The 12,887-nt window shown below is 70.4% G+C and carries 14 protein-coding genes; 12 read left to right on the top strand and 2 right to left on the bottom strand.

What is annotated here, in order from left to right; genetic code table 11:
* Nucleotides 1-35 precede the first annotated feature (35 nt).
* A complete protein-coding gene (locus RB608_RS16390) occupies nt 36-830 on the bottom strand; it encodes an IclR family transcriptional regulator C-terminal domain-containing protein (RefSeq protein WP_308089110.1) in 795 nt (264 codons plus the stop codon).
* On the bottom strand, nt 827-1,756 hold the full coding sequence (locus tag RB608_RS16385; protein ID WP_308089109.1) for a VOC family protein: 930 nt from the start codon (nt 1,754-1,756) through the stop codon (nt 827-829). Before RB608_RS16385 ends, RB608_RS16390 begins: the two co-directional genes overlap by 4 nt.
* Nucleotides 1,757-2,186: 430 nt before the next feature.
* Between RB608_RS16385 and RB608_RS16380 the strand changes: the two genes are divergently transcribed.
* From RB608_RS16380 to RB608_RS16325, 12 genes are read left to right on the top strand one after another with little or no spacing between them, the layout of a single operon-like run.
* Complete coding sequence (locus RB608_RS16380; RefSeq protein WP_308089108.1) at nt 2,187-3,149, top strand: ABC transporter substrate-binding protein; 963 nt, start codon at nt 2,187-2,189, stop codon at nt 3,147-3,149.
* A gap of 37 nt (nt 3,150-3,186) precedes the next feature.
* A complete protein-coding gene (locus tag RB608_RS16375; protein WP_308089107.1) occupies nt 3,187-3,978 on the top strand; it encodes an ABC transporter permease subunit in 792 nt (263 codons plus the stop codon).
* Nucleotides 3,979-4,007: 29 nt separating this feature from the next.
* Nucleotides 4,008-4,865: an ABC transporter permease subunit gene (locus tag RB608_RS16370; RefSeq protein WP_308089106.1), complete on the top strand. Its 858-nt coding sequence runs from the start codon at nt 4,008-4,010 to the stop codon at nt 4,863-4,865.
* Nucleotides 4,858-5,694, top strand: a complete 837-nt coding sequence (locus RB608_RS16365; RefSeq protein ID WP_308089105.1) for an ABC transporter ATP-binding protein — start codon at nt 4,858-4,860, stop codon at nt 5,692-5,694. The genes RB608_RS16370 and RB608_RS16365 overlap by 8 nt, the downstream gene beginning before the upstream one ends.
* Nucleotides 5,691-7,046, top strand: a complete 1,356-nt coding sequence (locus RB608_RS16360; protein ID WP_308089104.1) for an aromatic ring-hydroxylating dioxygenase subunit alpha — start codon at nt 5,691-5,693, stop codon at nt 7,044-7,046. The genes RB608_RS16365 and RB608_RS16360 overlap by 4 nt, the downstream gene beginning before the upstream one ends.
* A 12-nt stretch (nt 7,047-7,058) precedes the next feature.
* Entirely contained in the window at nt 7,059-7,559 is a 501-nt protein-coding gene (locus RB608_RS16355) for an aromatic-ring-hydroxylating dioxygenase subunit beta (RefSeq protein ID WP_308089355.1), read from the top strand.
* Between the two features lie 15 nt (nt 7,560-7,574).
* Nucleotides 7,575-7,847, top strand: a complete 273-nt coding sequence (locus RB608_RS16350; RefSeq protein WP_308089103.1) for a hypothetical protein — start codon at nt 7,575-7,577, stop codon at nt 7,845-7,847.
* Entirely contained in the window at nt 7,844-8,716 is an 873-nt protein-coding gene (locus tag RB608_RS16345; RefSeq protein ID WP_308089102.1) for an FAD binding domain-containing protein, read from the top strand. The genes RB608_RS16350 and RB608_RS16345 overlap by 4 nt, the downstream gene beginning before the upstream one ends.
* On the top strand, nt 8,713-9,195 hold the full coding sequence (locus RB608_RS16340; protein ID WP_308089101.1) for a 2Fe-2S iron-sulfur cluster-binding protein: 483 nt from the start codon (nt 8,713-8,715) through the stop codon (nt 9,193-9,195). Before RB608_RS16345 ends, RB608_RS16340 begins: the two co-directional genes overlap by 4 nt.
* Entirely contained in the window at nt 9,185-11,572 is a 2,388-nt protein-coding gene (gene pucD, locus RB608_RS16335) for a xanthine dehydrogenase subunit D (RefSeq protein WP_308089100.1), read from the top strand. The genes RB608_RS16340 and pucD overlap by 11 nt, the downstream gene beginning before the upstream one ends.
* Nucleotides 11,569-12,117, top strand: coding sequence for a thiamine pyrophosphate-binding protein (locus tag RB608_RS16330; RefSeq protein ID WP_308089099.1), 549 nt, complete (start codon nt 11,569-11,571; stop codon nt 12,115-12,117). Before pucD ends, RB608_RS16330 begins: the two co-directional genes overlap by 4 nt.
* Complete coding sequence (locus RB608_RS16325; protein WP_308089098.1) at nt 12,114-12,728, top strand: thiamine pyrophosphate-dependent enzyme; 615 nt, start codon at nt 12,114-12,116, stop codon at nt 12,726-12,728. Before RB608_RS16330 ends, RB608_RS16325 begins: the two co-directional genes overlap by 4 nt.
* Nucleotides 12,729-12,887: the final 159 nt, after the last annotated feature.

Genomic DNA, 12,887 nt, shown 5'->3' with positions numbered 1-12,887 from the left:
CGGGACGGCCGGCCCGTACGGGTGTTCGGGACGGATCAGGAGCCGTACGCCGCCCGCCACCCGAGCGCCTCGGAGATGTGCAGGGCGGTGGTGCGCAGGAGGGCCAGCTGGTCGGCGTACGCCGTCTCGTCGTCGAAGACGGCGAGGGGCAGCACGCTGGTGAGCGCGGCGACGACCTCACCGTCCCTGCGGCGCAGCGGAACCGACAGGGTTCCGTTGTCGTCCTGCAGCCCCGCGCGTGACGCGGCGAAGCCGTCGCGCCGCACCTGCGCGAGCCGCTCGCGAAGGAGCTCCGGGCCGGCGTCGACGTAGGTGTCGACGTACTCGTCGACGAACGCCGTGGGCGCGTGGGCCAGCAGGACGATGCCGAACGACGCGCCGTGCAGCGGCAGCCGGTACTGCTCGCGGATCCTGGTCACCGTCTCCGCCTGCGGGTTCTGCTCGGCGAAGAGGGTGACGGAGAGCGGTCCGCTTCGCTCGGTCACCTTCAGCAGACCCGGCACCCGCGGCAGGGCCTGCTCGAGATGACCGAGACCGACGCCGAGGACGGGGTGGTCGCGCAGGTAGGTCGACGCGAGGCTCCACATCAGGGGTCCGATCGAGTACTCGCCCGAGTCGGGGTCGCGCTGGAGCATCTCCTCGTCGGTGAGGACGCGCACCGCCCGGTAGATCGTCGCCCACGGCTTGTCCAGCTCGCGGGTGAGGTCAGTGGGACGGCGTGGCCGGTCGGCGAGAACCCGCATGATCAGGGTGCTGCGCGAGAGCGACTTGACCAGGGGGGCGGCGCGCGCCGCGGCGTCCGGCTCCGGCGGCTCGGACGCCGCGCTCACACGGGCGACGGCGTCCACAGGCCCTGGTCGGGGTCGTTGAACTGCGCGGGGATCATCACCTCGGTGATCGGGTTCGCCGTGCCCCACTGGTCGGAGTTCTCGGCATTGATCTCGAAGACCCGGGGCTCCCAGGTCTCCTCGTCGGGGATGGTCTCGAGCTCGGTGGTGTACTCCATGACGTTCCCGAAGGGGTCGAAGAAGTACGAGAAGGTGTTGTCTCCCGGGCCGTGCCGGCCGGGGCCCCAGACGATGTCGTGGCCGCCACGGAGGAGGCGACCGGTGCCGCGCATGTACTCGTCGATGCCCCGCATCTCGTAGGAGATGTGATTGAGGGAGACGTGGGGGCCCTGGGCGATCGCGAGGATGTGGTGGTCCGTCCCGCTGCGCAGGAAGCACATCTGGTCGGCGAGCCAGTCGGAGAGACGCAGCCCCATCAGCTGCTCGTAGAAGGCCTTGGTCGCGAGGACGTCGGTGCTGTTGAAGACGACGTGGCTCAGCTTGCGCGGGATCGACTCGCCCCGCTCGAGCGGACGGGCGTCGCGCTCCTCCACATCGCTGGAGATCTCGATCAGGCGGCCGTCGGGGTCGAAGAACCGGAAGCCGTAGCCGCCGCCGGGGGTGTCGAGGGTGCCGGGCTCGCGGTCGGTCCGGATCCCCGCGCGGCTGACGTGCTCGGCGAGAGTGTCGACGGCGGCAGGGTCGACCGCGCCGAAGGAGACCACGTCGAGCCGCTTCGCGTCGTCCTTGCGGACCCGCAGCAGGTAGTTCTCGGGGGAGGCGGGGGAGCCGAAGAATGCGATCCCGCTGTCTTCGGCGACCTGGGTGAGTCCCCAGGTCGTGCGGTAGAACTCCGCCGCCCGCCCGAAGTCGGGTGCGGCGATGCCGACGTGGCGCAGGTGCGTGATCAGGCCTCGCGTCGAGGTCATCGGTCTCCTCCTTGGTTGTCGACGGCGACCTCAGCCGGCCGCCGGACGCGTCCACCGGCATCGTGCCCGGCGCTGGGGGCTTGATTGACACCCCTGCGCATCCACTGCGAGCATAAAGTTCGCATAGTGGACATGATGTTCGCAAGGGTTTCCAGGAGTAGATCGTGACCGAGCGCCCTGTCGCCGCGCATGACGCGGTGCGAAGCGAGATCGGCGAGGCGCGCCGCGGGCACGTCGACGCCGTGCTCGCCGGCGGCTGCCAGTGTCCCGTCACGCCGAAGTAACACGCGAAAGCCTTGACAGCGAGGTCATGAGGTTGTGAACATCGCATCCACAATGCGATCAGGGCATCCGGATCGAGTCCCTCCGCGGCCGTCGGCACCGACGACCCGGGGCCCGGAGAGCACGGCCACCACCGAAAGGCACGCACATGCGCACTCCCCTCCGAGCGGCCCTCGCCGCCGGTCTGGTCCTCCTCCTCGCCGGATGCTCGGGATCCGACGAGGGCGCTCAGGACGACCAGGCCGGTTCGGGGCCCGAGAAGCCCGAGCTGACCGTCGGCGTTCTCCCGCTCGCCGACTACGCGGCGGTCTACTGGGCGAAGGACAAGGGATTCTTCGAGGACGCCGGGCTGGACGTGACCCTCGAGCCGATCGCCGGCGGACCCGCCGGGATCCAGAGCTCCGTGTCGGGCGACATCGACTGCAGCTTCGCCAACACCATCGCCACCCTCGTCGCCCAGGACAGCGGCGTGCCGGTCGAGATGGTGGCCCTGTCCTCGGCTCTCGGCGACGAGAGCAACGTGATCGTCGTCGACGACGACTCGCCGATCCGCACCATGGAGGACCTCGATGGCGCGACCATCGGCGTCAACACGACCAACAACGTCGGGGACGTCGCCTTCTACAACCTGCTCGACGACGCCGGCATCGACATCGACGTCAGCTTCGTCGAAGTCCCCTTCGGCGAGATGATCGACGGCATCAAGGCCGGCTCCATCGACGCCACGCACACCCCGGAGCCGTTCCGATCCGCCGCCCTCGCCGCCGGCTTGCGCGAGGTCGTCGACCTCACGAGCGGCCCGAACGCCGACCTCCCGGCGGCCGCCTTCGTGTGCGGCACCCGCTTCGTGGAGGAGAACCCACGCACCGCCAAGGCCTTCGCCGAGGCGATCTACGCCGCCGGAGAGGACCTGGCCGCAGACGAGGACGGCATGCGCGCCTGGCTCCCCGACATCGCCGGCGTCCCGGAGGAGACCGCCCAGAGCATGAAGCTCCCGACGTACTTCTCCGCCCCCGCACCGGACGAGGTCCAGCGCCTCGCCGACCTGCTTGCCGGCCAGGGCCTCATCGGCGACGACTACGCCGTCGACGAGCACTTCTACCAGCCGTAGGGCAGAGCGGAACCCGACGAACAGGAAGGTGAACGACGTGAGACTGCTCCACGAGCCCTACCGGGGCAGCACCGAGGTGGCCCTCGGGGTCGTCGGCGTCGTCGGGAGCGCTGTCGTGGCCGAGGTCGTCCTGCGCTCCGGTCTGCTCGACGTCCCGGGCCTTCCGATCCCGAGCGAGGTCGCACGCAGCGTCGGCGATCTCCTGCAGGACTCGGTGTTCTGGGAGGCGATCAGGTTCACCGCGCTCGAGTGGATGCTCGGCTTGGCGATCGCGACCGTGGTCGGCCTGGCCCTCGGCGGGCTGATGGGTGCCTTCGGCGTCGTCTTCCGGGCGTTCGAGTGGCCGGTCGAGGCGTTCCGGGTGCTCCCCTCCGTCGCCGTGGGGCCGATCGTCGTCGTCGTGGTGGGGCAGGGGATGCTGCCGCTCTCGCTCACCGTCGCCCTGTCGTGCCTGTGGCCGATCCTGCTCAACACGATGTACGGCGTGCGCGGTGTCGACACCACCGCGGTCATGACGGCCCGGTCCATGGGCGTCGGCGAGGTCGGCCTGCTCCTGCGGGTGAAGCTCCCCAGCGCACTGCCGTTCGCCTTTACCGGCGTCCGGGTCTCGGCGTCGATCGGGCTCCTCGTCGCCGTCAGTGCAGAGCTCCTCATGGGCAACGGCTCCGGCATCGGCGGCTACATCCTCCAGAACACCGCGAACGCAACCAGTCTCGACCTCGTCTACGCCGCCACGATCGTGGCGGGCCTGCTCGGGGTCCTGGTCAACATCGCGTTGGCCAAGGTGGATGCCACGGCGCTCGCCTGGAAGAAGGGACTGGCCCAGTGAACCAGGGCTCTGTGACCGAGGTGGCCGCCGTGGCGGACGCACGTCGGGCCACGCGCGCCCGCCCAGGTACGCCGTCGCGGCGTACCGGGGCGGAGCTGCTCGCCCGGCTCGCGGTGCGCCTCGTCGTGCCGGGTGCGTTGGTCGCGCTGTGGTGGTGGGCGTCGACGCTGCCCGACCTGCAGCTGTACGTCGTCAGCCCGCCGACCGCGATCGACCGCTTCATCAACGACTTCCTCTCCAGCGACCCGTCGCGTCTCTTCCTCGGGGACGCCGCGCACGAGGACATGCTGCCCAGTGTCCGGCGCGCCCTGGCCGGGTTGGCGGTGGCGGTCGTGGTCGGTGTCGTGGTCGGTACGGCGCTCGGCATCTCCCGGCTGCTGTCGGCGATGGCGCAGCCGCTGATCCACCTCGGCCGGTCGCTGCCGTCGCCGGCCCTGCTGGGCGTCTTCTTCTTCGTCTTCGGCACCGGCGACGAGCCGAAGGTGCTACTGATCGCCTTCAGCATCGTGTGGCCGATCCTCTTCAACACCGTCGACGGAGTCCGTTCGATCGGCGAGGTCCGATCGCAGGCGGCGCAGGTCTTCCGGATCCCCGACCGCGACGTACTCTTCCGGATCATCCTGCCGGGAGCGTCGCCGAAGATCCTCGCCGGCATCCGCACCTCGCTGTCGCTCTCCCTGATCCTGATGATCATCTCCGAGCTGCAGAAGTCCGAGAACGGCCTCGGCTACCGGCTCGTGCAGTCCCAGCGGATCTTCGACTATGGCGGGTTCTGGGCGGTCCTCGTGATGCTCGTCGTCCTCGGACTCGTCTTCAACATCGCTTTCACGATCGTCGAGCGCCGCCTGCTCGCCTGGCACAGAGGGGCTACCCAGCAGAATGACTGAACACGTCCTCGGCTCCGAGGTTCCGGAGCTCCAGCTCACCGGCGTCTCCCGGCGCTACGGCGACAACCTGGCGGTGCGCAGCATCGACGCCGCCATCCCGGCTCACAAGATCAGCGTGATCGTCGGACCGTCGGGGTGCGGCAAGTCCACCCTGTTGCGGATGATCTCCGGTCTCGACACCCCCACCGACGGTGAGGTCCGCTTCGAGGGCGCTCCCGTCCGGGGGGTCCCGGAGGGGTTGGCGATGGTCTTCCAGGACTACTCGCGCTCGCTCTACCCGTGGATGCGGGTCGACAAGAACGTCGCCTTCCCGATCCGCCGGCTTCCGGCCGCGGAGCGCGCCGAGCGGGTGCGCTTCGCGATCGAGGAGGTTGGGCTCAAGGGCAAGGAGAGCCTCTACCCCTGGCAGATGTCGGGCGGGATGCAGCAGCGCGTCGCGATCGCCCGTGCTCTGGCCTCCCATCCGCGCCTGCTGCTGATGGATGAGCCGTTCGCCTCGGTGGACGCCCAGACCCGCGCGGACCTCGAGGACCTGGTCATGCGGATCCAGGCGGAGCTCGGGATCACCGTGCTCGTGGTCACCCACGACATCGACGAGTCGGTCTACCTGGCCGACCGGATCTTCGTGCTCTCCACGCCGCCGAGCGTGGTGGCCGAGGTGATCGACGTCGACCTGCCGAGGCCGCGCGACCACGTGTCGACCAAGACCGAGCCGGAGTTCGTGCGGATCCGCGGGCACGTCACCTCGCTGCTGCGCCGCCCCGACGCGGACGCCGAGGGTGCGCACGGCTCGCTGGTCGCCAGCACCGCTGCCGGGGAGATCGCATGACCGCCGCCGAGAGCGACCCCGACCGCCCGCGCGCCCGCACCGGAGAGAGAGACCGCCCCATGTCCGATGCCCCCACTCCGGGCGCCGTGCCCGGATCGTTCGCCGTACCGCGCCGCTACTTCGCCGGAAAGGCCGAGTGGGAGCGGGAGATCGAGAGCATCTTCCGGCACAGCTGGCTCTTCCTCGCCCACGAGAGCGAGATCCCCGAGCCCGGCGACTACGTGACGCGGCTGATGGGCACCGACCAGGTCATCGTCTCCCGCAGCGAGTCGGGACAGGTGCAGGTCATGCTGAACTCCTGCACGCACCGCGGGACCTTGCTCTGCAAGGCCGACGTGGGCAACGCGTCTCACTTCCGGTGCGGCTACCACGGCTGGACCTTCGCCAACGACGGCAAGCTGACAGGGGTGCCGCGCCACCGCGAGCTCTACGGCCGCGACTTCGACAAGGCAGCCTTCGGGCTGCGGACCGCGCGCAGTGACATCTTCCACGGCCTGATCTTCGCCACCTTCGACGCCGATCAGGTGGAGCTCCGCGAGTATCTCGGCGATCTTGCCTTCTACCTGGAGTGCTTCCTCGGCGTCTCCGCGGCGGGCACCGACGCACCTTACGGTGCGTTCCGGTTCAACCACCAGGGCAATTGGAAGCTCGAGGCCGACAACTTCTCCGGCGACGGCTACCACCTCCGTCACGCGCACCGGGCCGGCTTCGACTTGGGGTTGATGGGCACCCAGGCCGGGACCACCGAGGGAGTCTGCATCCAGTTCGAGCACGGGCACACCCTGCGAGCGCAGCGCACCGCAGGCACGAGCGAGGCGGTCTTCCCGGGCTACCCGGAGGACCGCTGGCCGGAGATCCAGGCACGGTTGTCGCCGGACCAGGTCGACATGTTCTCCGGCTCGACCGTGGTCCACGGCATCGTGTTCCCGAATCTCGCGTTCATCCACACTCCGCGTGCGGGCGGCTTCGACCCCGGTGACCCCGACGCCGCGATGGTGCAGTTCCGTCTCTTCAACCCCGTCGGTCCTGACCACACCGACGAGCTCTGCTGGCTCGTGACCCCCGCCGACTACGCGCCCGAGTGGAAGGAGTCGGCCTTCAAGACGATGCAGCGTCAGCACGGCGCGACCGCGTTCTTCGAGAGCGACGACATGGAGAACTTCCGCCGGATGCTGCAGGTCAACACCGGTGCCGAGACGCGCGACCGGATCCCCGCGAACTTCGACCTCGCGCACGACCATGCGCCGTACGAGCCGTGGTTCGACGGGCCGGGGAACGTGGTGGGCACTGACATCTCCGAGGTGAACCAGCGGTGGTTCTACGCCCGCTACCTCGACCTGATGGAGGACTGATCCGTGTTCGGGATGCCCGACCTCTCGCCTGAGGACCGCGCCGTCGTCGACTTCGCCTACCGCGAGACCCATCTCCTCAACGCCGACCGCTTCGCGGAGTGGATCACCCTGCTCACGGACGACTTCGAGTACCGCGTGCCCCATCCCGAGCTGCGCGACGATCCTCGTTCGTCGCCGTACAGCGCGACATCGCTGCTGTCCTGGGAGTCGGTGCACTCCCTCCGGGTCCGGTTCGACCGCCTCGCGAGCGAGTTCGCGTGGGCGGACCGGCCACCGGCGTTCCACCGCCGCCACCTCACGGCGGTCCGGGTCGAGCGCCGTGACGACGCCTCGTGGAGCGTCGCCTGCGACGAGCTCGTCGCGCGGTCGCGGACGCCGGAGCCACCGCAGCTGGTATCGGCACTGCGCGAGGACCTCGTCCGCCTCGTCGACGGCGAACTGCGCCTGGCCCGCCGCACGGTCTTCCTCGACGTCGATCGGCCCGACCTCGCCCAGATCGCGCTGCTGTTCTAGCCGGAAGGATCTCCCATGGACGACCAGAAGCAGATCGTCGCGCAGCTCGTCAACGAGTACGCCGCGGTGACGGTCCTCCTCGACCGCGCGCCTGCCGGCGCCCGCCTGCTCCTGCGGGCGGAGCGGACGGGCGACCAGGTGGCGTTGGACCCTGTGATGCTCGAGGCTCTCGCCTCGCTAGACGCGCGCGCCTTGGGACGGCTCGTCGAGGCATTCAGCGAGACGGGGCACGCCGGGGACGCCGTACCCGACGGCGCTGACGAGGACGCGGGGGCGCGGCTCTCGTGAACCGCGCGCGACCTCGGACGCTCGACGAGCTCCTCGAGCTCCGGTCCCGGCAGCCCCGGTGGGCTCTCGTCGCAGGCGGCACCGACTTGATGGTCCAGGTCAACTACGGCGGGCTCCGGCCGGACGGGGTCATCGACCTGTCCGACGTCGCGGGCATCGACGCTCTCACGTGCGGTGCGGACGGGGTGAGCATCGGCGCGGGGGTGACCTTCGCCCGGCTCGCCGACGACCCGCGCAGCTCGCTCGCGGGCCTGGCCGTGGCTGCCCGGGCGGTGGCCTCGCCGCAGATCCGCTCCGTCGCGACGGTCGGTGGCAACATCGCGACAGCGTCACCGGCGGGGGACACCCACCCCGTGCTGGCGGCCGCCGGCGCCGTGGTGGACCTGAGGTCCGTCGACGGGGTCCGCGAGGTGCCGTACGGCGAGTTCTTCCTCGGTCCCGGTCACAGCGTGCTGGCACCGGACGAGGTCGTCTGGCGGGTGCGCATGCCGGTCTCGACCGACACGAGTCAGCATTTCAGCAAGATCGGCACCCGCAACGCGATGGTGATCTCGGTGGCCTCCCTCGGGCTCGTCGTCGACTGGCGGCAACGCACGGTGGGCGTGGGACTCGGCTCGGTCGGACCTCGCCCGTTGCGTGCGCCGGCCGCAGAGGAGTTCCTGGCGACGTCGTTGTGGCCACCGTCCGGCGACGACGTCGTGCCGGAACCGTGGGCCGTCGCCGAGTTCGGCCGACTGGTCGCGTCCGCCGCGACCCCGATCGACGACGTGCGAGGGACGGCGGACTATCGACGTCACACCGTGCGGGTCATGGCGCAGCGCACCCTCACGTGGGCGCTCCAGGGACGACGGAAGCAGGAGACAGCGTGAGGTTCGACGTCAATGCCCAGGTCCGGGATCTCCCGGACGTCCCGCCGTGGGAGAGCCTGCTGAGCGTCCTGCGGGACAGGCTGGGCCTCTACGGCGCCAAGAACGCATGCGAGCAGGGGGAGTGCGGGTCGTGCACGGTGCTCCTGGAGGGCGCCCCGGTGTGTGCGTGCCTGGTGCCGGCCGCGCGTGCCGCGGAGCGTGAGGTCGTGACGATCGAGGGGCTCGACGACGACGTACTGGCCACCTCGGTGCGGGAGGCGATTCGTCGCTGCGGAGGTGTGCAGTGCGGGTTCTGCACGCCGGGCTTCGTCGTGTCCGCGACCGCGACGCTGCGCCGTGATCCCTGCCTGGCGAAGACCGACCTGCCGGAGGCGCTCTCCGGGAACCTGTGCCGCTGCACCGGCTACCGGAAGATCCTCCAGGCCGTCGAGGACGTCGCTCGGCCCGGCGAAGGCGTCGGAGGCTCCGATGAGCGCTGACCCGATCGCGCGCGAGGCGCCCGCGACGGGCCGCCCCTGGGGCGGCGGCGCGATCGGCGACTCCCCGGCGCGTCCCGACGGTGACCTGAAGGTCCGCGGACGCTTCGCCTTCTCCAGCGATCTCCACGTCGACGGGATGCTGTGGGGGGCGACGGTCCGCAGCCCGCACCCGCATGCGCGCGTCCTGGGTATCGACGCCGCGACTGCCGCGGCGATGCCGGGCGTCCATGCCGTGCTCACCGCCGCCGACGTCCCCGGGGCCAACAGCTTCGGGCTCATCGTGGCCGACCAGCCGGTGCTCGCCGCCGAGGTGGTCCGCTTCGAGGGCGAGGCCGTGGCGATCGTGGCGGCGGAGTCCCTCGAGGCCGCCCGGCGGGCCGCGGAGGCGGTCGTGGTCGCCTACGAGCCGCTGTCCGTGGTGCACCGCGTCGTCGATGCGCTGGCCGGCGAGGTGACTGTGCATCCCGCGGGCAACGTGGTGCGCGACATCCGAATCCGCAGGGGCACCGAGGACGGCCTGACGGCACCCGTGGTGGTGCGCGGGGAGTACCGCGTCGGGATGCAGGACCAGGCACCTCTCGGTACAGAGTCGGGGCTCGCGGTCCCGCGGCCCGACGGCGGCGTCGACCTGTATGCGAACACCCAGTGGATCCACGCGGACCGCAACCAGCTCGCGTCCGTCCTCGCTCTTCCGCCCTCGTCGATCCACGTGCAATTGGCAGGTGTGGGCGGGGCCTTCGGCGCCCGCGAGGACATCTCGTTGCAGGCCCACCTGTGCCTGCTCGCGTTGCGCACCGGGCGCCCGGTGAAGATGGTCTACTCCCGGGAGGAGTCGTTCTACGGCCACGTCCACCGGCACTCGGGGGTGCTGAGGTACGAGCACGGCGCCGACCGCGACGGCCGCCTGCGCTACGTGCGCTGCGAGATCGAGCTGGACGGTGGCGCCTATGCGTCGACCTCGTCGCCGGTGGTGTCCAACACCGCGGCATTCGCCGTCGGGCCCTACGCCTGCCCCGCCGTCGACATCCGTGCGGTGGTCGCCTACACGAACAACCCGCCCTGCGGTGCGATGCGAGGCTTCGGGGCAGTGCAGGCGGCGGTGGGCCACGAGGCCCAGATGGACCGCCTCGCCCGCGAGCTGGGCATGGATCCGCTGGAGCTGCGACTCCTGAACGTGCTCGGGGACGGCGACCTGATGCCGACCGGGCAGCCTGTGCCGGGCGTGGTTCCGGCACGGGCTCTGCTCGAGGAGCTCCGGTCGATGCCGCTGCCGCCGGAGCGCGTCGACGACCGGGACCCGCTGACCCTGCCCGGTGGCGCAGGCTACGTGACCCGGGGTGAGGGGGTCGTCCGGGGCGTGGGCTACGGGATCGGCTTCAAGGCGGGCGGGATGCCCGAGGGCGTGCGTGACTTCTCGACCGCCCGGGTTCGGGTGCGTCGGCACGCTGACGGCGTCGTCGCCGAGGTGGCCACCGCCGCAGCCGAGGTCGGACAGGGATTGGTGAGCGTGGTCGCCCAGATCGTGCGCACCGAGCTCGGCGTCGACGATGTCGTCGTACTTCCCGCCGACACCGGCGTCGGCTCGGCCGGGTCGTCGTCGGCGTCCCGTCAGACCTACATGACCGGAGGGGCGGTCAAGGTCGCGTGCGACGCCGTACGGCTCGAGCTGCTGACGCGCGCTCACGACCGGTTCGGCCACCTGTTCCCAGAGCTGTTGGAGTTCGGTCACGAGGTGACCTTGGCGGCCGGCGCGCTCCTCGGGGCCGAGGGCCGAGCGGTGTGCACGATCGCGGACCTGCTGGACGGTGGCGCGATCGAGGAGGAGCGCCGGTTCGACCACCACCCGACCACCTCGCTCGATGAGGACGGGCAAGGCAGCCCCCACATCCAGTTCATCTTTGCCGCGCACCGCGCCGTCGCGGACGTCGACGTCGAGACCGGGCTGAGCCGCCTGGTCGAGCTGGCCGTCGTTCAGGATGTCGGCCGGGCGATCAACCCGCTGGCCGTCGAGGGCCAGATGGAAGGCGGCACGGCCCAGGGGATCGGGCTGGCGCTGATGGAGGAGATCCAGGTGCGAGAGGGGCGGGTGCTGAATCCGTCGTTCACCGACTACCTGATCCCGACGACGCTGGACGTCCCGCCTATGCGGCTGAAGATCCTCGAGATCCCCGACGAGGCGGCGCCGTACGGGATCAAGGGCGCAGGCGAGCCCGCGACGATCTCCTCGACGCCCGCGGTCGTGGCCGCGCTCCGCGAGGCGTCGGGGCGCGACCTCGCCCGCGTTCCCGTGCGGCCGTGGGACCTCATCCCCGACCTCTCCGAGCTCGCCTCCCCACCGGGGGCCGGCAGCCACGACAACCTTCACGAAGGAGCATGACGACGGTGCATGAGCAGTCTGTAGGGACCGACCGGGTCCCTCGCTACGCCCAGGAGTTCGTCAACGGGCTGCACGAGGCGGCAGTCACCCTCGTCGGCACGCTGCCGGAGTCTCATCTGAAGTCGGTCTACGTCGCCATCGACCGCGACCCCGCGATCGACCTCGTCCGCGTCAGCAACGAAGCCGAACTGCCCGGCATCGTCGCCGGGTCCTACCTCGGCGGTCGCCGGGCTCTGATGATCATGGAGAACTCCGGGCTCCGTCAGGCGTGCGAGCCCATCGCTCGCTTCTCCTTCGCCCACCAGGTGCCGCTCGTGATGGTGGTCAGCTACCGCGGCGATTTCGGAGAGGCCAACTGGTGGGGTCACAACCACGCGCAGGTCATGGGCCCGCTGCTCGAGGCGCTGCGGATCCCGATGAAGATCGTGGACCGCGTGGACGACATCAAGCCGATGCTGCGCAAGGCCTTCGACCACGCCGGGGCGAGTCAGTGGCCGGTCTGCCTGGTCATGACCGGCGAGTGCACGGAAGGGGGCGCGGCATGAAGCGGATCGACGCGGTCACCGTGATCGCGGAGGCGACCACGACCGAGGATCTGTTCGTGTCGTCGGTCGGCGGGCTCATCGACGACTGGTGGAACCTGCGACCGGGACCGGTCGACAACACGATGTCCCTGAGCATCCTCGGCTCGATCAGCTCGACGGCGCTGGGCCTCGCGCTCGCGCTGCCCCACCGTCGCGTCGTCGCGTTGGAGACCGACGGCTCGGTGCTGATGAACCTCGGCGCCGTCACGACTCTCGCCGTCCAGCGGCCACGCAACCTCACCGTCGTCGTGATGGACAACGGCCTGTATGAGTGCATCGGCTCCGCACCGACGTTGACCAGCGCGGGCGTCGACCTCGCCGCCATTGCTGCCGGTGCCGGGTGCGCCCACGCGGTCGCCGTCCACGATGAACTGTCGCTGGCGAAGGAGCTCGCTGCGTCGCTCGCCGGTGACGACCTCGGCTACCTGGTGGCGCGCATCGAACCCGGCATGGAGTCCTGGCCGGAGGAGAAGCGTCGCCACACCGACGGCATCGAGGACAAGTACCGGTTCGTCCGGTACGTCGAGCAGCTCGAGGGTCGCCGTATCCACGGCGGCGCTCCCCATGTCTGACGCGGCGCACCCCGCGCCGCGACGTCTCCCCAACCGAAAGGGAAGCTTGACCATGCCTTCTGCCATCGAGGTCCGCAAGGTCCCGATCCACTCCGTCGCCGACGCCTCCGAGCTGGCCAAGCTCATCGACGAGGGCGTCTTCAAGGCCGACCGCGTCAT

The sequence above is a fragment of the Nocardioides sp. LHD-245 genome (assembly GCF_030929495.1).
Taxonomy (GTDB): domain Bacteria; phylum Actinomycetota; class Actinomycetes; order Propionibacteriales; family Nocardioidaceae; genus Nocardioides.
This window is presented reverse-complemented; position numbering and strand designations above follow the sequence as displayed.